Below are 23,571 nucleotides of genomic sequence, written 5' to 3'. Positions count from 1 at the left end.
CATGGATCCGGCACTCCTGGCCAGCATCATCCTCATCATCGGCGTCGTCATCCTGATCGCGGTCGGCGCGCCGATCGCGATCGCGATCGGCCTGCCCTCCGTCATCGCGCTGCTGGCCGTCGTCGGCCCCGAGCCGGCCGTGTTCGTCTCCGCCCAGCGGATGTTCACCGGCGCGAACTCCTTCACCCTGCTCGCGATCCCGTTCTTCGTGCTCGCCGGTCAGCTGATGAACACCGGCGGCGTCGCCGCCCGCCTGATCGACGCCGCCAAGGTCCTGGTGGGGCGCATGCCGGGCTCCTTGGCGCAGACCAACGCGGTCGCCAATGCGCTGTTCGGCTCGGTCTCCGGCGCCGGCGTCGCGTCGGCGGCCGCAGTGGGAGGGATCCTCGGTCCACGCCAGCGCAAGGACGGGTACGACCCGGCCTTCGCCGCCGCGGTCAACGTGGCCTCCGCGCCCTCGGGGATGCTCATCCCGCCCTCGAACACGCTGATCGTGTACTCGCTGGTCTCCTCGACATCGGTGGCCACCCTGTTCGCCGCCGGCTACGGTCCGGGCCTGGTGTGGGTCCTGGCGTGCGTGGCCACGGTGCTGCTGGTGGCGCTGCGGCGGCGGTCCCTGGTGGGCCACGACGGCGGCGGTGCGACGGGCGGCGTGGGCCTGCGGCTCGGCGTGCTGACCCTGCTGCGCGCCATCCCCGCCGTGTTCATGATCGTGATCGTCATCGGCGGTCTTCTCGCCGGTGTCTTCACCGCGACCGAGTCCGCGGTGATCGCCGTGGTGTACTCGCTGATCCTCGGGTTCATCTACCGTCAGCTCACCGTGAGGAAGCTGCCGGAGGTGTTCCTCGCGGCCACCCGGACGACCGCCGTGGTGCTGTTCCTGATCGCGGTCTCCTCGGTGCTCAGCTGGGTCCTCGCCTACGCGACGATCCCGCAGTCCATCGCCGAGGCGCTGCTGGGCGTCTCGACCTCACCGACGGTGATCCTGCTGCTGATGATGCTGGCGCTGCTGCTGGTGGGGATGTTCATGGATCCCACCCCGGCGATCCTGATCTTCACACCGATCTTCCTGCCCGTGGCTCAGGGGCTCGGGATCGACCCGATCCACTTCGGCATGATGATCACCTTCAACCTGTGCCTGGGGACGATCAGCCCGCCGGTCGGCGTGATCCTGTTCGTCGGCGCCCGGATCGGGCGGGTCAAGGTCGAGCCGGTCATCCGCCGCCTGCTGCCGTTCTACGTGCCGCTGGTGGCCGGGCTGCTGCTGGTCGTGTTCGTCCCGCAGATCTCCCTGTTCCTGCCCGACCTGCTGGGGATGTCCAGCGAGTGAGGGTGCCCGCCGCGGTAGCGGGGCTTGAGGGTCCCGGTACCGCGGCGTCGCCGGTTCGGCTCAGGTGAACGGGTTCCAGAACCGCCCGCCGTTGATCACCAGCAGCACGACCGGGACCACCACCAGTGCCAGCGCGGTGAGCATCACCGCCACGTCGCGGCCGCGCAGCGGGGTGCGCACCGACCAGGTGCGCCCGCGCTCCCGCCCGAACCCGCGCAGCTCCATGGCGGCAGAGACCGACTCGATCCGGTCGAAGGTGCCCAGCAGCAGGGGCATCAGCACGGCGCTGAGATTGCGCACCCGCGCACTCAGAGGAGCATTGCGGGAGGTGTCGATGCCTCGCGCCTGCTGCGCCTGGGAGATGGTGCGGAACTCGCGCTGGACGTCGGGGATGTACCGCAGCGCGAGGGAGACGGCGTAGGCGATCCGCGCGGGCACCCCGATGCGCGCGAGCGAGGAGGCGAACTCCGGTGGCCTCGTGGTGGCCACGAACAGCAGCACAGCGGGCAGCACCGCGACGTACTTCAGGGTGACGGCGAGCTGGTAGAACAGCTGCTCGGTCGTCAGATCCCAGCGCCAGGGCCCCTCCAGCAGGACATGGCGGGTGCCGAAGAGATCCGTGCCGTAGCCGGGGGCGAACAGGAAGATCCCGATGTTGTTCAGGGTCATGAAGACGAGGATCAGCCACAGCACCACCGCGAAGTCCCGCAGCCGGACCCGGGAGACGGCCCAGAGCACGACGGAGGCCAGAGCCACGACGGCCAGGTAGCGCACATCGAATCCCAGCATCGCACCGATCACGACGCCGAGGACGAGGACGAGCTTGGAGACCCCCGAGAGCCTGTGCAGCGGTCCGGGGCGGTCGACGTAGCCCAGCAGCGGGGCGCTCAAATCGCGGCTCCGTCCGTGAGGGCCCCCGGGGTCATGCTGCGCTCCGGGTGGCGCGATCGACCTCGACGAAACGGCGCACCAGGGCGTGCGCGTCGGCGAGACCGCTCTGCTGCGCCAGCGCGTGCAGGCCCGTGGTCACGAGGTCGGCCCGCCGGGTCAGCTCGGGGTCGGTCAGCACGGCGGCCGGATCGTCATCGGCGAGCAGGACGCCGTCGGACATCACCAGCACGCGGTCGGTGTACTCCAACGCCAGGTGCATGTCGTGGGTGATCAGCACGACGGTGGTGCCGGTCGTATTCACCTGCCGCAGGAACTCCATGAACTCGGTGTAGTGGGCGAAGTCCTGCCCGGCGGTGGGCTCGTCGAGGATCAGCACCTCGGGCTCGAGCGCCAGCACGGAGGCGATGGTGACGCGCTTCTTCTGACCATGGCTGAGGGCGGAGACGGGCCAGGAGCGGAACGGGCGCAGCCCGCACACCTCGAGCACGGCGGCGGTGCGGCGGGTGATCTCGTCCTCCGCCATGCCGCGGGCGCGCATGCCCAGGGCGATCTCCTCGGCCACCAGCGGCTTGGAGATCATCTGGCCCGGTTCCTGCAGCACGAAGCCGACGTGCTCCCCGCGCTGGGCGAGGGTCCAGCCCGTGGCGTCGAGCGCCCCGATGCGCACGGTGCCGCCGGTGGCGCGCTCGAATCCGCAGATGACGCGTGCCAGGGTGGACTTGCCGGCTCCGTTCGAGCCCAGCACGCCCAGCATCTCCCCGCGGCGCACCCGGGCGGTCACGCCCTCGAGCACGGCGGTGGTGCTCTCGGGGCCAAGGGGTATCTCGCAGCGCACATCCTCGAGGGCCAGGGCCGTCGTACCGGAGCGGGGGAGATCCGTCTCCGTGCTCGTCCCTCGGCTCCCAGTGGGGATCGTGCCCGACGGGCCGGGACCTGATCCCATCGCGCTGTCGTCGCCGCTGCGGCCGACCCAGTTGCGCACCGCGCCGATCTGCTCCTCGCTGAGCGCGATCGTCTCCACTCGAGCGGGTCGCTGCTGAGCCGTGACCGGCGTCCCGGCGTAGCGCAGCGCGGCCACGTGCAGCGGCGGCCGGATGCCGTGCTCCTCGAGCAGCCCGGAGGCGACGACCTCGTCGGGCGAGGCATCGAGCACGATCCGACCGCCGGCCATCAGCACGATCCGGTCGACCTCCCGGTGCAGGACATCCTCGAGACGATGCTCGACCAGGACGATCGTGCGGCCGTGATCGCGGTGGAGCGTATCGATCAGCTCCACCGCGGAGCGGCCGGTGGCGGGGTCCAGGTTCGCCAGGGGCTCGTCGAACAGCAGCACCTCGACGTCGTCGACCAGCACGCCCGCGATCGCGACCCTCTGCTTCTGGCCGCCGGAGAGGTTCTGCGGGGCATCCTCCAGGCGATCACCGATGCCGGCCAGGGCCGCGGCGCGGGCCACGCGGGCAGGCATCTCGGCGTGGGGCACCTGCTGGTTCTCGAGGCTGAAGGCGATGTCCTCGCCGACGGTGAGGCCGACGAACTGGCTGTTGCTGTCCTGGAGCACGGTGCCGACCCCGGCCGCGGTCTCCACCAGCGGCACCGCGGCCGGATCCTTGCCGAGCACCCGGATGCTCCCACCGGCCTCGCCGCGGTGGCGGTGCGGGATCAGGCCATTGATCGCGCTGATCAGCGTGGACTTCCCCGAACCGGAGGCACCGACCACGGCGATCTTCTCCCCGCGCCGGATCCGCAGGTCGATGTCGTGCAGCGTCGGCTCGGACTGCGCGCGGTACTGGAAGGAGTACCCGCGCAGCTCGATGAGCACGTCGCCGGCGCTGGATGGGGACGGCGCCGTCACTGGTCGTGGCTCAGCGACCCGGTCCTGGTGCGGGTGCGGGCGTAGATCGAGAGGATGATCGTGCCGATGATGCAGGCGGTCAGTGAGTTCGAGACGAAGGCCAGGGTGCCCTGCGCCCACACCTTGCCGGCCGGCTCGGCGTAGATCAGCACGTCGCCCAGCGGTGCGATGAGGAGCCAGGAGAGGGCGTTGGCGAGGATGATCGCGAGGTTCACGCGGATCGCGGTGCTCCTGCCGAATTCGCCGTCCCCGATCGCATGGCGCAGCACGAGCAGGCCGACCACCAGGCCGAACACGCCCGAGGCCAGCTCCCAGCTGATCCAGATCCCGAACCCGGTGGCATCGATCAGGAGGTGACCGAGGAATCCGGCGAGCGCCCCCACCAGCGGCCCGTAGAGCACGGCGAAGACGGCGAGGATCGCGTACTGGATGCTGATGGAGGTGTTCGGGACGAACGAGGGGATCGCGACGAAGCGACCGAGCACGAAGAACAGGGCGGCACCGATGCCGATCGCGACCACCTGGGTCACTGGCGAGTACGTACGGTTCATGAGGGTTCCTTCGGGAGCGGCGGGCAGGAGGATGAGGCGAGTCGGGGTGCCGGGGAGGCACGTCGGAGGAGCATCGTCATGTCAGCGCACCGGCACCAGGGTCACGCGCCAGGAGGCGCCGGTGCCGAGCGCGAAGGCGCGCGCGTAGTGGCCGCGATTGATGGCGATCGCCATCCGGTCCAGGGAGTTCACGTACAGCAGCGACTCTCCCACCTCGACCGCCGCGAAGGATCGGGCGTAGGTGACCTGGGCGGCGTGGACGACGGTGTCGTGATGGTGGACGCGGACGGTGACCCGATCGCCGGGCTCGACACCGAGCTCGCGGAACAGCGGCCGCGGGATCGAGGTCCACAGCGAGCCGTAGCGCACGTCCAGGGTGTCGATGGTGCCGACGACGGCCCCCTCGGTGAGCTCCGGCTCGATCACCGGCAGCCGCACCAGGGTCGAGAGATCCAGGCTCGGGCCCACCTCCTCGTAGGTGGTGGTGCCGGAGGCCAGCCGTGCCCCCGTGAACGCATAGATGTCGCGGCCGTGGAAGGTGTAGGACTCCTCGGAGCCCGGCCGCCGGTTCCTGGTCTCGTCGATCTCCCTCAGCTCGGTGATCCCGAAGAGCTGGTCGAGATGGGTGAGCGTGCCGTTGTCGGGCGTGACCACGTAGTGGCCCGTCGCAGTCCGCGCGACCACGGACAGCCGGTCCGAACCGACACCCGGGTCCACCACCGAGACGAACACCGTGCCCGCAGGCCAGTAGGTGAGCACCTGGGCGAGACGGTAGGAGCCCTCCCAGATGTCGTACGGCGGGATGTTGTGGGTGACGTCGTGGATCCGCAGCGTGGGATCGACGCCGACGGCGACGCCGTACATGGCGCTGACCGCGCCGTCGTCGAGTCCGAAATCCGATTGCAGCACCAGAGCGTTCATAGGCGAATTATGCGGGTTCGCCGCTTCGGCGTGCGGGGCGTCCCACGGACGGCCCCTCGTCACGAGCGTGTGGCGTGAGACATGATGGGGAGCATGATCCTCCCGTCCGCGCAGCCGCCCGCCCTGAGCGTCCTGACCCAGAACATCCGCCTGCACCGCCCCGGCACCGTGGCCGGCCAGGCGGATCACTGGGATGACCGCGCCCCGGTGCTGGTCGATCTGCTGCGCTCGGCCGACGCCGACGTGGTCGGCACCCAGGAGGTGCTGGCCTCGCAGATCCCGGTTCTCGACGAGGCCCTCGCGGCGAGCCATCTGCGGCTGGGGTACGGCCGTGAGGGCGGTGGCCGCGGCGAGCACAACCTGCTGTTCGTCCGTCGTGAGCGGTTCGAGCTGTTGGACTGGGACCAGTTCTGGGTCTCCGAGGAGCCGGAGCTGATCGGCTCGGTGGGCTGGGATGCGCACTGCCCGCGGATCGCCGTGTGGGCGCGCGTGCGCGACCGCGCCGGCGGTGGTGACCTGGTGCTGGCGGTGACGCACCTCGACCACGCCGGGCACGTGGCCCGTGAGAAGGGCGCCGGGGTGATCGCCCAGCGGCTGCGCGAGGTGGCCGACGGGATCCCCGCCGTGCTGATGGGCGATTTCAACGCCGCCGCCGGGGAGAGCACCCCCTGGCGCGTGCTGCGCGATGCCGGCTTCGAGGACGCCCACGACGAGACGGGCGCTCTCGAGGGCGAGGACATCGGCACGTTCCCGGACTACCGGCGACCCGAGGCGGGGGCCGCGCGCATCGACTGGATCATGACCCGCGGGCTGATGATCGAGGCCTACGCCGCCCACGTCCACGACATCCAGGGCGTGGCCGCGAGCGACCACGCCGCCGTCACCGCCGTGGTCCGTCCCGACCAGGCCTGACTCCGACCAGGCCTGACTCCGACCAGGCCCCACCCCGGCCTGAATGGAGCGTCGACCTGGACTGACCCCTGGCCGGTCCGGGACAGCCCGGCTCTCACATGTCCCTGGCCGACGTGAGCAGCTGCTCCCCGCCCTCGCACACTACGGCGGCCTCCAGCAGGTCGCCCGCGACGGTGGTGTTGCTGCTCTCGATCACCGCAGGATGCACCGAGATCCAGTCCCCGGGGCACGGCGAGATCTCTGGCTCCAGCGCCGGCACCATGACGGCCAGGAGCTCGCCCTCGCTCATCGTCTGCGCGAGGGTGGAGTAGTCACCCCCGTCGGAGGCCTGCTGGGCGCGGGTCTCAGCCACCAGGCGCGCCGCCTCGCCAGGCGGGAGCTCGATCACGGCCTGCCACCAGTAGTCGTCCGGTGCAGGGATCGGTACCCGCTCGTCCGGATCGGTGAAGCGGCCCTCGGCCACGCTCACGGCAGTCACCTCCGCGAGCCCGGGGAAGTGCTCGTCGACCAGGTCGGTGGAGTGGCTGACTTCGCCCGGCACGTAGTACCGGTCGCTGCTCTCGTCGTGCTCCCAGCCCGGAGTGGGAGCGGCGCCCCGGCCGCCCTCACCGAACAGCCCGCAGCCGCCGAGACTCACCGTGACCAGGACGAGAGCGACGGCGCGAGGGACACGGCCGCCTCGCCGCGGCCCCGTCGGCCACGGCATGCCGGGCGTCCCCGTCGGCACCTGCTCGGCGTGCGGGAGCGCGACCATCGGCGTCAGCCGTTCGCGCCCGTGCCGAGCCCCCAGGCCTCGGCCAGCAGCTCGAGTCCCTTGAGCCGGTCGGCGGGGTCGTAGTAGTAGGCGGTGAGGATCAGCTCGTCGGCCCCGGTCGTCGCCACGATCTCCTCCAGCTGGCGCACGACGGTGGCGGGGGAGCCGACGGCCCGGATCGAGAGTGTCTGGTCGACCTGCTGGAGGAGATGATCGGCGGCGACCTCCTCGATCGGCCGCGGCGGCTGGATCTTCTGCCGCTGGCCGGTGACCACGCCGAGGAACATCTGCTGCAGCGTGGAGAAGTGCCGCTGCGCCTCCTCGTCGGTCTCGGCGACGACCAGGTTGACCCCGACCATGGTGTGCGGGCGCTCGATCTGAGCGGACTTCGCGGACGGATCGAACTCCGAGCGGTAGGTCTCCAGCGCCTGCAGGTACTGGAACGGCGCGAAGTGCGAGGCCACCGAGAAGGGCATGCCCAGCTGCCCGGCCAGGCGCGCCCCGTTGGCTGTCGAGCCCAGGATCCACATGGGCACCTCGGTGCCCTGGGCGACCGACGCACTGATCGGCAGGCCCCCGGCCGAGGGCTCCTCCCGTGACCAGTCGCGCATCTGCTCGACCGCCGCGATGAAGGCCTGCGGTTCGGCCGACGTGCGGGCCAGCAGCTGCGCGGTGAGCTGGTCGGTGCCGGGTGCCCGCCCGAGCCCGAGATCGATGCGGTCGCCGTGGAACTGGGCGAGGGTGCCGAACTGCTCGATCACCGCCAGCGGGGAGTGGTTGGGCAGCATGATCCCGCCGGAGCCCACTCGGATCCGCTGCGTCATCGAGGCGGCGCGATCGATCAGCAGCGATGTCGCCGAGGAGGCGAGGGACTCGGTGTTGTGGTGCTCGGCGAACCAGTAGCGCTCGTAGCCGAGCCGGTCGGCGGTCCGGGCGCCCTCCATGGACGCGGAGATCGCCTCCCGCACCGTCATGCCTTCCGAGATGGAGACGAGGTCGAGGATCGAGAGCGGAACGTGAGGCGCAGTCATACCTCGAGCGTATCGACGTGCATCGGGCCGGACCCCGCTGATAGTTGAGATTTTTCAGACCTCCGGATCGGGAAGCTCAGCGGCGTGGCCCGCGTTGATCACGGCATGAGGCTCTCCCTGCTCGACCGCTCCCGCACGCGCAGCGACGAGGAGGAGGGCACCGCTCTCGTCCACACGGTGGAGCGGGCGCAGCAGGTCGAGGCGGCCGGCTACCACCGCTTCTGGGTCGCCGAGCACCATGCGGTGCCGGGCATCGCGAGCGGCTCCCCGGCAGTGCTGCTGGGCGCTGTCGGCGCGCAGACCTCCACGATCCGTCTCGGCTCCGGCGGTGTCATGCTGCCCAACCACCGCCCGCTCGTGGTCGCCGAGCAGTTCCAGATGCTCGAGGGTCTCTATCCCGGTCGTGTCGACCTGGGCCTGGGTCGTTCGCTCGGCTTCACCGAACCGGTGCGCCGCGCGCTGGGGCGCCTGGAGTCCGACACGGAGAGCTTCGCCGCGGAGATCGCGGAGGTGCGCGCCCACCTCGCCGGGGAGGCCGACGTCACCGCGCATCCTCGCCCCACTGCGGAGATCCCCCTGTTCGTCCTGGCGACCGGCGCGGGCCTGGATGTCGCCGCGCAGCTCGGCCTGCCCGTCGTGATCGGCGGGCCCATCCTGGATGCACCGGAGCTGCCCGAGCGCCTGGCCGCCTACCGCCGCGCGTTCCGGTCCCATCACGGCAGCTCGCCGATGGTGATCGCCTCGGCCGACGCCCTGATCGCCGACACCGACGCTGAGGCCCGCGAGCTGGCCCTGCCCGAGGTGTGGGCCATGGCCCGCTCGCGCACCACGGGGATGTTCGAGGCGCTCGAGCCGGTCGCGCAGATCCGTCGGACCACCTGGAGCAGCAAGGAGCGCCAGCGCGTGGAGAAGGGCCTGGACGCGACCATCACCGGCACGGCGGAGACCGTGAGCCGCCGCCTCCAGCAGATCATCGAACGCACCGGGGCTCAGGAGATCCTCTCGAGCGCCTCGACCTATGACCGCGCAGCGCTCGCTGACTCCGACGTGCGCCTCGCCGAGCTGTTGCTGGATTGACGGAGAATAATTCACTCCGAATCCGACGAGGACTCCGGCTCTCGGCTCGATCGGCCTCTCCACGCTGCCTGACCGAGCAGCAGCGTCGGCGTGATCAACAGCGCCGAGATCGCAGTGTTCCGGGTCCGGACCCGTTCGCAGGCGCGATGCAGCCGTTCCTGGTCGCCCCCGCTCCACTCCGTCGGATCGCTGGCGTTGTGGGGCTCCCTGGGGAGGAGATAGGCATCCTCCACCGGCTCTAGGACGGCGAAGCAGGGTTGTCGGTCATACAGGTGGCTGTACGTCACGGTGGGACGCCACAGCAACAGCCACAGGATCGCGATCGCTCCCACGGCCGCCAGGACACCGAAATAGATCGCCTGCTTCCTCATCGTGAACCCTCGAATTCTTCAGAGTGGTCGAAACGCGGTCGATTCGTCACAGCCCCTTGCCGGGATTGAGGATCCCGGTGGGATCGAAGACGTCCTTGAGGCGGCGCTGGAGATCACGGGAGACGTCGGAGAGCTCGAGGTCGAGCCAGCCCTGTTTGGCGGTGCCGATGCCGTGCTCGCCGCTGATCGTCCCGCCCAGGGCGAGGGCGGCCCGCACCATGTCGTCCGCCGCAGCGAGGATCGGGGCCGGCAGCTCCGCGGCCGCGTCATGCTCCCCGCGCGGCAGCGACAGCGCCGGATGCAGGTTCCCGTCGCCCGCGTGGGCGACGGCAGAGGCGCGGATCCCGTGGGCGCGACCGATCGCCTCGAGCTCGGCGTAGGCCTCGGCGAGGCGGGACTTCGGCACCGCCACGTCCTCCCCGAGGCGGAACCGGCCCGCCCCGGAGCCGCGGGCGGAGCGGCGCAGCTCCCAGAGCCGCTCCGCCTCGGTCCCGTCCTCGATAACCGTCATCTCGGCTCCCGCGGCGGTCAGGGCCGCGGTCAGATCCCGGGTCTGGTCCTCGATCCCGTAGCCGTCGAGCTCGATCAGCAGCACGGCCGTGGCGCCCTGGCTGATCCCGGCGCCGGTGCGCTCGTCGATGTCCTGCAGCGTCCCGGCGTCCATCAGCTCGGTCGCGGCCGGTCGCACCGGGCTCCGCGAGATCGCCCCGACCGCGGCGGCGGCCGCCGTGGTGGAGGGGAACCGTGCGAGCACGGTCCGGCGTGCGACCGGCACCGGATGGATGCGCAGGGTCGCGGCGACCACCACGGCCAAGGTCCCTTCCGAGCCGACCAGCAGCTGCGTGAGGTCCAACCCCGTCACGCCCTTGATCGAGCGGTGGCCGGTGCGCAGGAAGGTGCCGTCGGCCAGCACCACGTCCAGTGCCAGCACGGATTCCCGGGTCACGCCGTACTTGGCGCAGTGCAGACCGCCGGCATTGGTGGCGATGTTGCCGCCGATGCTGGAGAGCGTGGCACTGGCGGGATCGGGAGCGTAGAAGAAGCCGTGGGGCGCCAGCGCTGCCGAGAGGTCCGCGGTGATCACGCCCGGCTCGACCACGGCGACCTCGTCGATCGGATCGATCTCGCGGATCGCGGTCAGTCGTTCCAGGCCCAGGACGATGCAGCCCTCACCCGCGCTCGCTCCGCCGGAGAGTCCCGAGCCCGCTCCGCGGGGCACGACGGCGGTGCCGGTGGCGTGGGCCAGCCGCAAGGTCGCCTGCACGCCCTCGACGTCGTGGGGGAGGGCCAGGATGAAGCCGAGGCCCGGCACGCCGGGGACCGCATAGTCACCGCCGTACTTGGTCTCGGGGTCCTCGAACACGGCGTCCGCGCCCAGGTCGGTGCGCAGGCGTGCGGCGAGATCGTCGAGATCGGTGCCGGATGCCGGGGGACCGGTCATTCGAAGCTCCTCGTCAGGGCTGGAAGGTCGTCGCCCATGGTGGGCTCTTCCTGCCACGGTGGTGTGTGCTCCCCATGGTGGGACACCGTGCGCGGAGGCGCGAACGGTGCTCATCCCACGCCCGGATCCAGGTCGGTGCCCGGGAAGCCGGGCCCTACCTCGTGCGCACCGCGAGCACGGTCTCCATCGCCTGAGCAGGGCGAGCGCATCCCGTGGACGGCAGGAGCGGGGCGCCCGGCGATGACTGGGTGCCCCGCTCCTGCCCTTCGCCGGTGTGGTCAGCGCAGCGGCTGAGCGTCCCGGTGGGCGATGTGGTCCGGGCGCGGCGCGGAGGCCGCGAACGGTTCCTGGAGCTCGTTCTCGACGCTGTTGAACACCATGAAGATGTTCGAGCGCGGGAACGGGGTGATGTTGTTGCCGGAGCCGTGCATGATGTTCGAGTCGAACCACAGCGCGGAGCCGGCGGGGCCGGTGAACTGGTCGATCCCGTGCCGGTGGGCCATGTCGGTGATGACCTCCTGGGAGGGCACGCCGACCGTCTGCTCCTTCAGCGAGGACTTGTGGTTGTCCTCCGGGGTCTCACCCAGGCTCGGCACGAAGGTGAGGTGGGAGCCGGGCATCACCATCAGCCCGCCGTTGTAGGGGAAGTTCGGCGTCAGCGCGATCGAGCAGCTGACGGCGCGGGGCAGCGGCATGCCGTCCTCGGCGTGCCAGGTCTCGAAATCCGAGTGCCAGTAGAACCCGCTGCCCTTGAACCCGGGCATGTAGTTGATCCGGGTCTGGTGCAGGTACACCTCGGAACCCAGCAGCTGACGCGCGCGATCCAGCACCCGCGGGTCGCGGGCGAGCTGGTCGATCAGGTCGCTGAGCTGCTGGACCGCGAAGATCGAGCGGACCTCGCCGGAGGCGCGCTCGGTGATCACCCGCTCGTCCTCGCGCAGCGACTCATCGCCGGTCAGCCGGTTCAGCTCCTGCCGATAGGTCATCACCTCATCGGGGGCGATGAAGTCCTGCAGGATGGTGAAACCCCGCTGCTCGTGCGCCGTCAGCTCCTCGGCGTCGAAGGGGCCGTCGTCCGGGGTTCCCCAGACGGTGGGGTGCTCACGGGCGTAGGGCTCCATCACCTCCGTGAGTCGGGTGCGGTAGTGATCGTCGGTCATGGTCGCCGTGGACATGGTTTCCTTTCCTCGATCGTGCTCGCATCGGCGGCATGCCCCACGCCGATGGCACGACCCGGGACATGCCGATGCCGGGCGGGAAGCCCGGCAGTGTCGGGAGGCTACATGGCAAGGCGCGAGTGTTCTACCTGGTCGTCGCTTCGCCGGCTCAGCTGACGGGGTGGAGATGCCGGCTCAGCAGCGGGGGTGGGGACCCTGCGGCGGCATCTGCTGCGCCTGGTGCCGGACGGATGGACGCCTATGCAGTCCCGTGGCCGGTGCCGTTGCTGCCATGCTGCGGCGGGCGGGTCGGATCGTGCTCGTCGTCGTGGATCTGGACGTGGGCCGTGGGGATGTCCTCGTAGGAGGCCGGATCGGAGATCGGCTCGAGGTGGGTGAGCACCGTGAGGTCGGGCAAGCTCTCGCGCAGCTCGTCCTCGAGGCCCTCGATGTAGTCGTGCCCCACTTTGACGGTCCACTCGTCGGGCACCAGCACGTGGACGTTCATGTACTTCTGCTGGCCGGCCTCGCGGGTCTGGAGCCCGTGGAAGGTGACGTTCCCGTGGGTGCGCCGACGCAGGACGTCGGTGATGACCTCGTGGTCCTCCTCGGGCAGGGCCTTGTCCAGCAGCCCGGAGACCGATTCGTTGATCAGGCCGATGCCGGTGACGATGATGTTCACGCCCACGGCGAAGGCGATGATCGGATCCAGACGCTCCCAGCCGGTCAGCGCCACCAGACCGACCCCGATCAGCACGCCGGCGCTGGTGACCACGTCGGTCATGAGGTGCTTGCCGTCGGCCCGCAGGGTGATCGAGCGGTGCGCCTTCCCGGCGCGCAGTAGGACCAGGGCGACGCCGCCGTTGATCAGGGAGGCGAGCACCACGATGATCAGGCCGATGCCGAGGTTCTCCAGCGGGCGCGGGTTCACGAAGCGCTCGACGGCGGTGACCAGGATGACCGCAGCCGCCACGAAGATCATCACGCCCTCGACCGCGGCCGAGAAGTACTCGGCCTTCGCTCTGCCGTAGAGGTAGCGCTCGGTGGCGGGGCGGGCTGCGACGGTCAGCGCGATCAGGGCCACCACGGCCGCGACCAGGTTCACCGTGGATTCGGCGGCGTCGGAGAGCAGGCCGACGGAGTCCGTCAGCGCCCACGCCCCCGTCTTCAGCGCGATCGTGAGGATCGCGGCGATGATCGAGAGCCACGCGTACCGGCGCAGGTCGACCTTCGTGGGCTCGGCCGCAGCAGGGCTCTGCGGGGGTGGGGGCGTCATGCGGGGGAGTCCTTCGGCGGGGGGTCGGGGGCGAGCGTCCCGTCGGGCGCGATGTGCTCGAAGATCTGCTCGACCAGGGAGAGCACGTGCGGATCATCGACCGTGTAGTAGCTGTGGCGGCCCTCGCGGCGGGCGGAGACGATGCCGGCCAGGCGCAGCTTGCTCAGATGCTGACTGGTGGTGGGCAGGCTCAGCCCGACCCGCGCAGCCAGGGTGCCGACGTCCAGGTGGCCCGAGCTCATGAGCTGGACGAGGTGGAGACGGGCCGGGCTGGCGAGCATCGCGAAGGTGTCGGCAGCCGCGGCGAGCTGCGGCTCGGTGGGTTCCGCGTGCTGGCGGTGGCCGGCCGCCTCGGCGGCCGGACCGGACGTCATCGGGGTGTGCACGTCGGCGAGTCTGCCGCGGATTGCATGGTTGCGCAAGGAACGAAGTGTCGGCTGTGATCCCGGTGATAGTTCCGGACATGCAGGAGGGGCGGCGCCGTCTCGGCACCGCCCCTCCTGGGTGGTCGATCCTCAGTCCACGTAGCGCGCGGGCTCACCCGCGACGGGCAGCCCCGCCGCCCGGTAGGCGCGGAAGCCGCCGGCCAGGTCCGTGGCGCGGTGGAATCCGAGATCACGCAGGTCGCGGGCGGCGAGCGAGGAGTAGTAGCCCTCGTTGCAGACCACGACGATCTGGTCGTCGTAGTCCGGCCCGTCGGCCATGCGGTCGGCGCTCTGGGGATCGAGTCGCCACTCGAGGACGAGTCGCTCGATCACCGTGGCACCGGGGATGTGCCCCTCGGGTTCGCGCGTGACCGCGGAACGGATGTCGATCACGTGGACGCCCTGATCCAGGAGGGTCGACAGCTCGACCGGCTCGACCTGCTCGTGGCCCTGGCGGGCGGCGGCGAGGATCTCGTCGATGCTGTGCCTGGTGGGGGCCTCGGCCCTGCGCCGTCCGGCGCTCGCCTCGGTCATCGGTTCCGACCGGAGGAGTAGGCCGCGAGGCCGGAGCCGCTCGAGCCGCCCTGGCGTCGTGCGCCCGAGCCCGCGGGAGCCGCCTGGCCGCCGCGGCGTCCGCCGCCCTCGCCGCCGCTGCGGCCCTGGCCGCCGGAACGACCACGTCCGCCGCCCTGACCGCGGCCGCCCTGGCCACCGCGTCCCCCGCCGCGACCGCCCTGGCCACGGCCGCCCTGGCCACGGCCCTGACCGCCACCGGAGCGCTGGGATTCAGCGGCCGGGGCGGGTTCACGGGGCTCGTGCATCTCCGTGCGCTCGCCGGGGGCGAGCACGGTCAGCACGGGGCTGGTGGGGACCACGCTCGCGTGGAAGGTGGGCTTGATGCCCGCCTTGCGCATGAGGTCGTGGACATCGCGCTTCTGGTCCGGCGTCTGCACGGTGATCACGGTGCCGCTCTCGCCGGCGCGGGCGGTGCGGCCCGAACGGTGCAGGTAGGCCTTGTGCTCGACGGGCGGGTCGGCGTGGACCACGACGGCCACCTCGTCGACGTGGATGCCGCGGGCGGCGATGTCGGTGCACACCAGCGTGGTGTTCGTCCCGGAGCCGAAGGCCTCGAGGTTCCGGGTGCGGGCGTTCTGCGAGAGGTTGCCGTGCAGGTCGACGGCGTCCACACCGCGCGCGGCGAGCTTGCGGGCGAGGTTCTTCGCCCCGTACTTCGTGCGCGTGAACATGATCGTGCGGCCCGGCGCCGCGGCGAGGTCGCGCAGCACGTCGAACCGGGTGGCGGCGTCGACCTCGAGCACATGGTGCTCCATGGTGCCGACGGGGCTCGTGGCCGGGTCCGCCGAGTGCGTCACGGGGGAGGACAGGAACTGCTTGACCAGCTTGTTCACACCGGCGTCGAGGGTGGCCGAGAACAGCATGCGCTGGCCCTGCTTCGGCGTCGCATCCAGGATGCGGCGCACCATGGGCAGGAAGCCCATGTCGGCCATGTGATCGGCCTCGTCGATCACGGTGATCTCGACGGCGCTGAGGTCCACGTGGCCCTGTCCCATCAGGTCCAGCAGCCGGCCCGGGCAGGCGACGACCACGTCGACGCCGGCGGCGAGCGCCTTGACCTGGGGATTCTGGCCGACGCCGCCGAACACGACGGCGCTGCGCAGCCCGGCGGCCGCTTCCAGCGGCCGCAGCGACTCGGAGATCTGGGAGGCGAGCTCACGCGTGGGGGCGAGGATGAGCGAGCGGGGCCGGCGCGCGGCGCGGCGGCGGGGCTCGGCGATCAGGCGTGCGACCAGGGGCAGGCCGAAGGCGTAGGTCTTGCCCGAGCCCGTGCGGCCACGGCCGAGGATGTCGCGCCCGGACAGGGAGTCCGGCAGCGTCGCGGCCTGGATGGGGGTGGGCTGGGTGATGCCCTGGGGCGCGAGCGCGTCGAGCAGGACGGAGGGCACGCCGAGGCGTGCGAAGTCAGGGGAGGTCACGGGAATCCGTTCTGAAGGTGCAGATCCCGCCCGGTGCGTTGCGCCAGGCGCTGCCATGGCAGCGACTCGAAGCCTGCGCTGTCACCACCATACGAGGTGGGACCTGTGCCGCGGCGGGATGACGGCACGCTCCGACAACACTAGACCCGCCGCTGTCCAGGGAGGACGATCACCGCACCGGATGTGACATACACCTGTTCCGGCATCGGCTGCGAACACGCCGGTATTGTCGCCAGAACAGTTCACGACGGGGAGACGGAGGAGTCCGCGAATGGCGCGCAGGGTGAGCATCAAGGACGTCGCCCAGCGCGCCGGGGTGTCGTGGAAGACGGTCTCCAACGTCGTCAACGACCGCCCCGTGGTCCGGACCGAGACCCGCGCGAAGGTCCTGGAGGCGATCGACGAGCTCGGCTACGTGCCCAACCACGTGGGCCGGGAGCTGCGCGGAGGCCCCACCCGGTCGATCGCGCTGGTCGTCCCCGAGCTGCAGAACCCCTACTTCGCCCGCCTGGCGGAGCGGGCCCAGGCCGCCGCCCGCGAGCGCGGCTACACCGTCAGCGTCGAGGTCTCCCTGCACAGCGCCGAGACGGAGCGCGCCCACGTGCACGGCCGCACCGCCCGCCCCGTCGACGCCGTCATCATCTCGCCCTCCGCCCTGGATCCGGCGGACCTGGCCGGGCGTGAGTCCGGGCCTCCTGTGGTGCTGCTGGGGGAGTCCTTGCCGGCCGCCCCGAACGTGGTGCACGTGGCGATCGACAACGCCGCCTCCGCGGCCGAGGTGGTGCGGCGCCTCGCCCGCGGCGGACACCGGCGACTGCTGTTCCTCGGTGCCGAAGGCGCCGAGCGCTCCACCGGCGCGGACCGGCTCGCGGGGTTCCGGGCCGCCAGGGACAGTGCCGGCCTGCCCCGGGACCCCGAGCTCGTCCGCGCTGTCAGCTCATGGACCCGCGAGGCCGGGTACCGCGCGGTGCAGGAGGTCCTGGCCGAGACGATCGACGTCGATGCGGTCGTGGCCGGCAACGACCTGCTGGCCCTCGGCGCCCTGAGCGCCCTGGCCGATCGCGGCGTGGCAGTGCCGGCAGAGGTGGCGGTCGTGGGCTGGGACGACGTGCCCGAGGCCGCGTGGTCGCGGCCGTCGCTGACCACGGTGGCCCCGGACCTCGATGCCCTGATCGCGGCCGCGTTGGACGCAGCCCTGGCGGGCACGGCGCACGAGGACGGAGCCGAGACCGTGATCCCGCACCGCCTGATCGAGCGCGATTCGACGCGGCCGCCGGGCCATCACTGATTCCCACGTTGCAAGCGCGTCGCGGGTGCGCTTGACTGGGACCTGAACGATCCGTGCCGGTGCCTCGAGAGCGCCGGTGACTCAGCGCCGAGCCCCGCCGATCCCAGGAGCTGTCCGTGAACGCCCAGAACCCCGACCTGCCGGAGCACCTCAGCTCCCTGTTCTCCCGCGCCGATCAACTCGCCGCGCAGCTCGATGCACCGCTGTCCGCCGCCACCGACGTCCCGAAGCCCGAGCACCCCCGGCCTCAGCTGCAACGCCCCGCCTGGCTGAACCTCAACGGCACCTGGCAGTTCGAGATCGACCAGGGCGACACCGGGCGCGAACGCGGCCTCGTCGAGCGCGAGCTCGCCGGCACGATCACCGTGCCCTTCGCGCCGGAGACCGAGGCCTCCGGCGTCGGCAACCGAGATTTCCTCGAGGCCGTCTGGTACCGCCGTACCGTCACCATTCCCGCCGATTGGCAGGGTCTGCGCCCGATCGTGCGCTTCGAGGCCGTCGACCACGACGCCACCGTGTGGGCGAACGGCGTCGAGGTGGCCCGCCACCGCGGCGGCTTCACCCACTTCGCCGCCGACCTCTCCGGCGTCCCGGGTGCCGAACCCGGCGCGGAGGTCGAGATCGTGGTGCGCGCCCGCGACCCGCACACGGGCCCCCAGGCGCGCGGCAAGCAGGACAGCAAGTTCCGTCCCACCCACGCCAATTACCACCGCACCACCGGCATCTGGCAGACGGTGTGGCTCGAGGGCGTCCCGGCCGACGAGATCCGTTCGCTGCGGATCCTGCCCTCGCTCGCAGGTCGCTGCTTCGCGATCGACGTGCCGCTGTCGCGCACCACGCCCGGCACGCGCCTCGAGGTCGTCGCCTCGGTGCCCGGCGGCGAGGAGGTCGCCCGGGCGGAGGTGCGCGCCGACCTCGATCTCGCCCCGCACCTGGAGCTGACGATCCCCGAGGACGCTGTGCGGATCTGGGGCCCCGGCGCTCCGGAGCTCTACGCCCTCACCGTGCGACTGCTGGATGCGGACGGCGGCGCACTGGACGAGGTCCGCTCCTACGCGGGCCTTCGCTCGACCTCGCTGCGCGACCATGAGTTCCGCATCAACGGCACGAAGGTCTTCCAGCGCCTGATCCTGGACCAGGGGTACTGGGAGGAATCCTTCATGACGGCGCCGGCGGACGAGGCGCTGACCACGGACATCCGCCTCTCCCTCGAGGCCGGCTTCAACGGAGCGCGCCTGCACCAGAAGGTCTTCGAGCAGCGGATGCTGTTCTGGTCCGATCTGCACGGCTACCTCACCTGGGGCGAGTTCGGCGACTGGGGTGTCTCCGGCTACGGCCCGCTCGGCGACAATCAGCAGCCGCCTGCCAATTTCGTCGGGCAGTGGATCGAGGCCGTCCAGCGCGACCTGAACCATCCCTCGATCATCGGCTGGTGCCCGTTGAACGAGACCCACCAGGTCCTGCACGACCGCTTCACCCAGCTCGACGACGTCACCCAGGCGATGTACGACGCGACCAAGCTCGCCGACCCCACGCGGCCGGTGCTGGACGCCTCGGGCTATTCCCACCGCGTGCGCGGCGCCGACATCTACGACTCCCACTCCTACGAGCAGGACCCGGAACGGTTCCGCGTCGAACAGGCCGGCCTGGCCGACGGCAGGCCTCACGTCAACCGGCACGATCTCGGCCCCGACGAGATGCCCTTCGCCGACGGGGCCTTCTCGCTGCCGTACGCCGGCCAGCCCTACTTCGTCTCCGAGTACGGCGGCATCTGGTGGAACGAGCAGGAGGCCCGAGAGGCGGCCGAGGCCGAGAAGGCCGGGAACAATGCGGCCCAGTCCTGGGGCTACGGCGAGCGCATCCGCAGCGAGGAGGAGCTCTACGAGCGCTTCGAGGGACTGACCCGCGTGCTGCTCGAGGATCCGCTGATGTTCGCCTACTGCTACACGCAGATGACCGACGTGTTCCAGGAGAAGAACGGCATCGTCGACTTCGCCCGCGGTCGCAAGCTCGACCTGGCCCGGCTCCGCGCCATCCAGGAGGAGGTCGCAGCGTACGAGGCCACGGAGAACGGGCCGACGCAGGACGAGCCGGACACGTCGGCCGCGGCTCCGGACGGGGCGCGATCCCGCCGCGAGAAGCCCGGCCGGAGGTGGTGGGCCCCGGGCTCCCGGCAGCGATGAGCGCGTGCCGGCGCGAGGGCCGCTGAGGGGAAATTCCCGCGACAGGAGGCCTCGCACCGGCGCACGATGAGTCCATGGTCGATCAATCACGTCTGTGGGACGAGCATGCCGCCGCCGGGTACGACACCCCCGGCGAGGGCATGTTCGCCCCGGACGTGCTCGGGCCGACGGTCGAGATGCTGAGGGACCTCGCCGCAGGCGGGCGCGCCGTCGAGTTCGCTGTCGGCACCGGGCGGGTCGCGATCCCGCTGCGCGAGTCGGGCGTCGAGGTCGTCGGGCTCGAGCTCTCGGAGGCGATGATCGCGCGGCTGCGCGAGAAGGCCGACGAGCAGACGATCCCCGTCGTCGCCGGCGACATGACGACAGCGAGCGCGGGGGAGGGCTTCTCTCTCGCCTATCTCGTGTTCAACACGATCTCGAATCTGCTCACCCAGGAGCAGCAGGTCCAGTGCTTCCGCAACGCCGCCCGGCACCTCGCGCCCGGCGGCTGCTTCGTGATCGAGCTCGGCGTGCCGGATCTGCGCTCACTGGCGCCGGGCAAGGACGGCACCCTCGAGGTCTCCGAGGCCGGGTACCTGCTGGTCGACACCATCGACCCCCTGACCCAGCAGCTCGTCTCCCACCACGTCCGCTTCGATCCTGCGGTCGACGGCTCCCGCGAGGCCAGTATCGACCGCACCCCGCAGCGCTACATCTGGCCCAGCGAGCTGGATCTGATGGCGCAGCTGGCGGGCTTCTCTCTCGAATCCCGGTGGGCCGGCTGGGACCGCTCCGAGTTCACCGGTGGCTCCCGTTCGCACGTCTCGGTGTACCGGCTGCCGGCGCGATGACGCCCTGCGGGACCGCTCGCGCGCCCAGCACTCGTAGACTGCGCCGGTGACCTCCCTCGATACTCTCGCCGCTCTGTCCTGGACGCCGCTCACCCTCGAGGACGCCCCCGCTGTGACCGCATTGCTGAACCGGATCGACGCGGCCGAGCAGCGTCAGGAGCCGGCGGAGGAGCCGACCATCCGCGACTGGCTCTCCATGCCCGGGCACGACCTCGGCGCTGACAGCTTCGCCGTGCGCGACGGGGAGCGACTGGTCGCCTTCGGACTGCTCGATGTCGCCTCCGGTCTCGATCGCGACGGCCGGGCCCGATGCGAGCTCAGCGGTGGTGTCGACCCCGAATACCGGCGCCGTGGGCTCGGCACGGCACTGCTCGAGCGCGGCGAGGAGCGTGCGGCCCAGGTGGCCGCCGACCGGCATTCGGGAGCCGACGCGATCGTCCGCGTCTCCGGAGGCCGCGACCCCGAACCGTCGGCCGGTGACGGTGACGGTGACGGTGGCGGTGACGGTGCCGGCGCCGCGGTCGCGGGTGGCGCCGATGTCCGGCCCGTGCTGGACCGCCGCGGGTACCACCGTGCGCGCAGCTGGTTCTCGATGGGGCGCGGCCTGCCCGCCGCCGACATCGAGTCCCGTCAGCTCCCCGGCCTGGAGCTGCTCGCGCCGGCGGAGGACCATCTCGAGCTCACCCGCCTCGCCCACGTGGCGGCCTTCGCCGATCACTGGGGCTCGGCCCCGGTCACCCCGGAGCGGTGGCGGGCGCTGTGCACCTCGCACGCCGCCCGGCCGGCGCTGTCCACCATCGCGGTCGATGCCGAGGGGACCGTGCTCGGCTATGCCCTCGCCACGGAGGACCGCGCCGGAGTCCTGCACATCGCCCTGGTCGGCACCCGACCGGAGGCCCGTGGCCGGGGCATCGCGCGCGCCGTCATCGCCCGCAGCCTCGACGCCGCATCCCGCGCCGGCTGCACCACCGCCGAGCTCGAGGTCGACACGGAGAGCCTGACGGGCGCGACCCGTCTGTACGAGGCGCTCGGATTCACCCGCCGCCACGTCGACAGCACGTACGAGAAGCCGCTGCGCTGAGCCGTGCTGCTCAGCGGTGCCACTCGGTGAGGCGCTCGGCCAGCCGTTCCTCGCTGTCCTGCTCGGCCTGCTCATTCGCCTCCACGGTGCCGCCGTTGCGCAGCCCGCCCACGACCTCGCCGGCGGAGAACACGTGACCGGCGTCGGGGTAGACGTGCACCTCCGCCTCGGGCACCAGCTCACCGATCTCGTGCGCGGCGGTGTCCGCAGGCCACATGCGGTCGTCCCCGCCGGCGAACACCAGCAGACCCCCGTCGACGGCTGAAGGGTCGAGGCGCGCGGCGTCCTCGTCCGCCGCAGGGGAGTTCTCGATGATGCTCTCGTAGGTGGAGCGATAGGTCACCGGGTAGTTGAACGCGGCGGCGGACAGCTGGTGGACCAGGTCACCGGCGCTCGCGGAGCGGAACGAGAGGAAGGGGACCTCCTCGCCGGCCAGCGTCCACGAGGAATGGGACTCGCGCCCGACCACGAGGCTCTGATTCACGTGCATGGTGGGAGCGAACAGGACCACGTTGTCGATCTGTTCGTAGTGCTCGGCGAGCAGCAGGGCGAGCTCGGCCCCCTTCGAGGTGCCGCTCACGGTCAGCGGCCCGGCGGAGCGGGCAGTCTGCTCGATGCGATCCGTGGCCTCCTCGAAGAACTCGAGCGGCACGCGATCCAGTGCGGGCTGCTGGTTCTCCTGGCCGAAGAAGAACAGCGAGTACACCTCATAGCCCTGCTGGGCGATCCGCACCGCCTGCGCGTACGCCGGGCCGCCGTCCGAGCCGCCGAAGGTCACCACGACGCCCGCAGCCGCGGGACCGTCGGTCGGGAGCAGATGGAATCCGGCCAGGTAGTCGCCGGTGACGTGCTCGATGTCGAGCCCGTCGTGCTCGAGGTCATAGGTGGCGAGGTCCGTCGGATCCGGAGCGTCCCCGTCGTCGAACCGCCACCCGTTGACCGCCCGCACCGCGAGGACCAGCAGTGCCAGGACGACCAGCGAGGCCACCGCGCGCACGAGGAATCGGTCGAGGCGCTTCATGCGCGGAACCGTCGTCCCGAGGGCACTGGAGGCATGCGACCAGCCTAGAGGTGATCCACGTCTCATGACAGCGGAAACGATCCGAACCTGCGGACGGCGAGGGCGGGCCCGGCGAGCGCGGGAGAATGTCCCCATGAGAGCAGTGCGCTACGACGCCTTCCAGCAGCGGCCACGACTTCTCGAGGTGCCCGATCCCGAGTGCCCGCCGCACGGGGCTGTCGTCACCGTGCACGCGACCGGCGTGTGCCGCAGCGACTGGCACGCCTGGCAGGGGCACGACGACTCCGTCGGCCTCCCGCACATCCCGGGTCACGAGTTCGCCGGAGTCATCGAGCGAGTCGGTGTCGAGGTGACCGGATTCGCTCCCGGGGACCGGGTGACGGCACCGTTCATCCTCTCGTGCGGACGGTGCGAGCAGTGCCTCGCCGGGGCGCCGCAGGTGTGCCCGCACCAGCGTCAGCCCGGATTCGACCTGCCCGGCTCCTGGGCCGAGCAGGTGGTGGTGATCGAGGCCGACCACAACCTGGTGGCCCTGCCCGCGGAGATCGACATGGTGCTCGCCGCGGGGCTGGGATGCCGGGTGGGGACCGCCTACCACGCCGTCCGCGTCCAGGCCGCCGTGGCCCCCGGGGAGACGGTCGCCGTGTACGGCTGCGGCGGCCTGGGCCTGGCGTGCGTGATGGTCGCCCGCGCCGTCGGGGCCGACGTGGTCGCCATCGACGTCTCCGAGGGCGCCCTCGCCCGCGCCGCCGAGCTCGGTGCCACCGCGATCCCTGCCGGGGACGACGTCGCCGAGCGCATCCGGGACGCCACCGGCGGAGGGGCCCACGTCTCGCTGGACGCGCTCGGCTCCGCCGGCACGGCGCGGTCCGCGATCAGCTCGCTGCGGCCGCGGGGCCGTCATGTCCAGGTCGGGCTCCTGCTCGGGGTCGATGCTGATCCGTCCTTTCCGATGGGCCGGGTCATCGGCCAGGAGCTGGCGATCCTCGGCAGCCACGGACTCGCGGTCAGCGAGTACCGCGACCTGCTGGCAGACATCGCGGCGGGACGGCTCGATCTCGAGGGGACCGTCGGCCGGGTGCTGGCGATGGAGGATCTGCCCGAGGCGATGACGGCCATGGATGCCCCGCCGGTCACCTCCGGGATGACCGTCGCCCGGATGGTCTGAGCGGACCGGCGAGGCAC

The 23,571-nt window shown here is 71.3% G+C and carries 22 protein-coding genes; 8 read left to right on the top strand and 14 right to left on the bottom strand.

Translation table 11 applies throughout. From position 1 onward, the window contains the following. Position 1 precedes the first annotated feature (1 nt). Positions 2-1,330 (top strand): TRAP transporter large permease, encoded by a 1,329-nt coding sequence (locus ACFQS2_RS08855; protein ID WP_377793417.1) that lies wholly within the window; start codon positions 2-4, stop codon positions 1,328-1,330. Between the two features lie 60 nt (positions 1,331-1,390). Here ACFQS2_RS08855 and ACFQS2_RS08850 read toward each other — a convergent pair whose 3' ends face one another. The 4 genes from ACFQS2_RS08850 to ACFQS2_RS08835 form a co-directional block, all read right to left on the bottom strand. Beyond that, complete coding sequence (locus tag ACFQS2_RS08850; RefSeq protein ID WP_377793416.1) at positions 1,391-2,221, bottom strand: energy-coupling factor transporter transmembrane component T family protein; 831 nt, start codon at positions 2,219-2,221, stop codon at positions 1,391-1,393. Positions 2,222-2,252: 31 nt separating this feature from the next. Next, entirely contained in the window at positions 2,253-4,073 is a 1,821-nt protein-coding gene (locus ACFQS2_RS08845) for a DUF3744 domain-containing protein (RefSeq protein WP_377793415.1), read from the bottom strand. Continuing rightward, on the bottom strand, positions 4,070-4,624 hold the full coding sequence (locus ACFQS2_RS08840) for an ECF-type riboflavin transporter substrate-binding protein (protein ID WP_377016147.1): 555 nt from the start codon (positions 4,622-4,624) through the stop codon (positions 4,070-4,072). The genes ACFQS2_RS08845 and ACFQS2_RS08840 overlap by 4 nt, the downstream gene beginning before the upstream one ends. Positions 4,625-4,705: 81 nt before the next feature. Continuing rightward, positions 4,706-5,545: an S-adenosyl-l-methionine hydroxide adenosyltransferase family protein gene (locus ACFQS2_RS08835; protein ID WP_377016149.1), complete on the bottom strand. Its 840-nt coding sequence runs from the start codon at positions 5,543-5,545 to the stop codon at positions 4,706-4,708. 93 nt (positions 5,546-5,638) lie between these two features. Here ACFQS2_RS08835 and ACFQS2_RS08830 point away from each other — a divergent pair, with 93 nt between their 5' ends. Next, entirely contained in the window at positions 5,639-6,457 is an 819-nt protein-coding gene (locus ACFQS2_RS08830) for an endonuclease/exonuclease/phosphatase family protein (RefSeq protein WP_377793414.1), read from the top strand. Positions 6,458-6,551: 94 nt separating this feature from the next. Here the strand turns inward: ACFQS2_RS08830 and ACFQS2_RS08825 are convergent, their stop codons facing one another. Beyond that, a complete protein-coding gene (locus ACFQS2_RS08825) occupies positions 6,552-7,211 on the bottom strand; it encodes a hypothetical protein (RefSeq protein WP_377793413.1) in 660 nt (219 codons plus the stop codon). Positions 7,212-7,216: 5 nt separating this feature from the next. Next, positions 7,217-8,242, bottom strand: coding sequence for an LLM class flavin-dependent oxidoreductase (locus ACFQS2_RS08820; protein WP_377793412.1), 1,026 nt, complete (start codon positions 8,240-8,242; stop codon positions 7,217-7,219). A 105-nt stretch (positions 8,243-8,347) separates the two neighbouring features. Between ACFQS2_RS08820 and ACFQS2_RS08815 the strand changes: the two genes are divergently transcribed. Next, the gene (locus ACFQS2_RS08815; RefSeq protein WP_377793411.1) at positions 8,348-9,319 is read left to right on the top strand and encodes an MsnO8 family LLM class oxidoreductase; all 972 of its coding nucleotides are present in this window, start codon (positions 8,348-8,350) and stop codon (positions 9,317-9,319) included. An 11-nt stretch (positions 9,320-9,330) separates the two neighbouring features. On the opposite strand, the gene ACFQS2_RS08810 is transcribed toward ACFQS2_RS08815, so the two are convergent. From ACFQS2_RS08810 to ACFQS2_RS08780, 7 genes are all read right to left on the bottom strand, one after another. Then, entirely contained in the window at positions 9,331-9,690 is a 360-nt protein-coding gene (locus ACFQS2_RS08810; protein WP_377016157.1) for a hypothetical protein, read from the bottom strand. A 46-nt stretch (positions 9,691-9,736) separates the two neighbouring features. Beyond that, positions 9,737-11,131, bottom strand: a complete 1,395-nt coding sequence (locus ACFQS2_RS08805; protein ID WP_377793410.1) for an FAD-binding oxidoreductase — start codon at positions 11,129-11,131, stop codon at positions 9,737-9,739. A gap of 278 nt (positions 11,132-11,409) precedes the next feature. Next, positions 11,410-12,306 (bottom strand): ectoine hydroxylase, encoded by an 897-nt coding sequence (gene thpD, locus ACFQS2_RS08800; protein WP_377793409.1) that lies wholly within the window; start codon positions 12,304-12,306, stop codon positions 11,410-11,412. A gap of 241 nt (positions 12,307-12,547) precedes the next feature. Beyond that, the gene (locus ACFQS2_RS08795) at positions 12,548-13,564 is read right to left on the bottom strand and encodes a cation diffusion facilitator family transporter (RefSeq protein ID WP_377793408.1); all 1,017 of its coding nucleotides are present in this window, start codon (positions 13,562-13,564) and stop codon (positions 12,548-12,550) included. Beyond that, complete coding sequence (locus ACFQS2_RS08790; protein WP_377793465.1) at positions 13,561-13,938, bottom strand: ArsR/SmtB family transcription factor; 378 nt, start codon at positions 13,936-13,938, stop codon at positions 13,561-13,563. The genes ACFQS2_RS08795 and ACFQS2_RS08790 overlap by 4 nt, the downstream gene beginning before the upstream one ends. 141 nt (positions 13,939-14,079) lie before the next feature. After that, complete coding sequence (locus ACFQS2_RS08785; RefSeq protein WP_377793407.1) at positions 14,080-14,523, bottom strand: rhodanese-like domain-containing protein; 444 nt, start codon at positions 14,521-14,523, stop codon at positions 14,080-14,082. Further along, a complete protein-coding gene (locus ACFQS2_RS08780) occupies positions 14,520-15,983 on the bottom strand; it encodes a DEAD/DEAH box helicase (RefSeq protein WP_377793406.1) in 1,464 nt (487 codons plus the stop codon). Before ACFQS2_RS08780 ends, ACFQS2_RS08785 begins: the two co-directional genes overlap by 4 nt. A 271-nt stretch (positions 15,984-16,254) precedes the next feature. Here ACFQS2_RS08780 and ACFQS2_RS08775 point away from each other — a divergent pair, with 271 nt between their 5' ends. The 4 genes from ACFQS2_RS08775 (at position 16,255) to ACFQS2_RS08760 (ending at position 21,365) form a co-directional block, all read left to right on the top strand. Next, complete coding sequence (locus ACFQS2_RS08775; protein ID WP_377793405.1) at positions 16,255-17,271, top strand: LacI family DNA-binding transcriptional regulator; 1,017 nt, start codon at positions 16,255-16,257, stop codon at positions 17,269-17,271. Between the two features lie 116 nt (positions 17,272-17,387). Further along, a complete protein-coding gene (locus tag ACFQS2_RS08770; RefSeq protein WP_377793404.1) occupies positions 17,388-19,454 on the top strand; it encodes a glycoside hydrolase family 2 protein in 2,067 nt (688 codons plus the stop codon). Positions 19,455-19,528: 74 nt separating this feature from the next. Beyond that, entirely contained in the window at positions 19,529-20,284 is a 756-nt protein-coding gene (locus tag ACFQS2_RS08765) for a class I SAM-dependent methyltransferase (protein WP_377793403.1), read from the top strand. A 46-nt stretch (positions 20,285-20,330) separates the two neighbouring features. Beyond that, entirely contained in the window at positions 20,331-21,365 is a 1,035-nt protein-coding gene (locus ACFQS2_RS08760) for a GNAT family N-acetyltransferase (RefSeq protein ID WP_377793402.1), read from the top strand. A gap of 10 nt (positions 21,366-21,375) precedes the next feature. On the opposite strand, the gene ACFQS2_RS08755 is transcribed toward ACFQS2_RS08760, so the two are convergent. Then, a complete protein-coding gene (locus tag ACFQS2_RS08755; RefSeq protein WP_377793401.1) occupies positions 21,376-22,386 on the bottom strand; it encodes an alpha/beta fold hydrolase in 1,011 nt (336 codons plus the stop codon). 133 nt (positions 22,387-22,519) lie between these two features. Between ACFQS2_RS08755 and ACFQS2_RS08750 the strand changes: the two genes are divergently transcribed. After that, complete coding sequence (locus ACFQS2_RS08750; protein ID WP_377793400.1) at positions 22,520-23,554, top strand: zinc-dependent alcohol dehydrogenase family protein; 1,035 nt, start codon at positions 22,520-22,522, stop codon at positions 23,552-23,554. Positions 23,555-23,571 lie beyond the last annotated feature (17 nt).

This window comes from Brachybacterium sp. GCM10030267, assembly GCF_042666875.1.
Taxonomy (GTDB): domain Bacteria; phylum Actinomycetota; class Actinomycetes; order Actinomycetales; family Dermabacteraceae; genus Brachybacterium.
The sequence above is the reverse complement of the archived record's forward strand: the minus strand, read 5'-3'. Positions and strand labels throughout refer to the sequence as shown.

Excerpts from the sequence above, each read along its gene's own strand:
- ACFQS2_RS08855 (WP_377793417.1), top strand. The coding sequence starts at position 2 with ATGGATCCGGCACTCCTGGCCAGCATCATCCTCATCATCGGCGTCGTC.
- ACFQS2_RS08840 (WP_377016147.1), bottom strand. The coding sequence starts at position 4,624 with ATGAACCGTACGTACTCGCCAGTGACCCAGGTGGTCGCGATCGGCATC.
- ACFQS2_RS08835 (WP_377016149.1), bottom strand. The coding sequence starts at position 5,545 with ATGAACGCTCTGGTGCTGCAATCGGATTTCGGACTCGACGACGGCGCG.
- ACFQS2_RS08830 (WP_377793414.1), top strand. The coding sequence starts at position 5,639 with ATGATCCTCCCGTCCGCGCAGCCGCCCGCCCTGAGCGTCCTGACCCAG.
- ACFQS2_RS08825 (WP_377793413.1), bottom strand. The coding sequence starts at position 7,211 with ATGGTCGCGCTCCCGCACGCCGAGCAGGTGCCGACGGGGACGCCCGGC.
- ACFQS2_RS08820 (WP_377793412.1), bottom strand. The coding sequence starts at position 8,242 with ATGACTGCGCCTCACGTTCCGCTCTCGATCCTCGACCTCGTCTCCATC.
- ACFQS2_RS08815 (WP_377793411.1), top strand. The coding sequence starts at position 8,348 with ATGAGGCTCTCCCTGCTCGACCGCTCCCGCACGCGCAGCGACGAGGAG.
- ACFQS2_RS08810 (WP_377016157.1), bottom strand. The coding sequence starts at position 9,690 with ATGAGGAAGCAGGCGATCTATTTCGGTGTCCTGGCGGCCGTGGGAGCG.
- ACFQS2_RS08805 (WP_377793410.1), bottom strand. The coding sequence starts at position 11,131 with ATGACCGGTCCCCCGGCATCCGGCACCGATCTCGACGATCTCGCCGCA.
- thpD (WP_377793409.1), bottom strand. The coding sequence starts at position 12,306 with ATGTCCACGGCGACCATGACCGACGATCACTACCGCACCCGACTCACG.
- ACFQS2_RS08795 (WP_377793408.1), bottom strand. The coding sequence starts at position 13,564 with ATGACGCCCCCACCCCCGCAGAGCCCTGCTGCGGCCGAGCCCACGAAG.
- ACFQS2_RS08790 (WP_377793465.1), bottom strand. The coding sequence starts at position 13,938 with ATGACGTCCGGTCCGGCCGCCGAGGCGGCCGGCCACCGCCAGCACGCG.
- ACFQS2_RS08785 (WP_377793407.1), bottom strand. The coding sequence starts at position 14,523 with ATGACCGAGGCGAGCGCCGGACGGCGCAGGGCCGAGGCCCCCACCAGG.
- ACFQS2_RS08775 (WP_377793405.1), top strand. The coding sequence starts at position 16,255 with ATGGCGCGCAGGGTGAGCATCAAGGACGTCGCCCAGCGCGCCGGGGTG.
- ACFQS2_RS08765 (WP_377793403.1), top strand. The coding sequence starts at position 19,529 with ATGGTCGATCAATCACGTCTGTGGGACGAGCATGCCGCCGCCGGGTAC.
- ACFQS2_RS08755 (WP_377793401.1), bottom strand. The coding sequence starts at position 22,386 with ATGAAGCGCCTCGACCGATTCCTCGTGCGCGCGGTGGCCTCGCTGGTC.
- ACFQS2_RS08750 (WP_377793400.1), top strand. The coding sequence starts at position 22,520 with ATGAGAGCAGTGCGCTACGACGCCTTCCAGCAGCGGCCACGACTTCTC.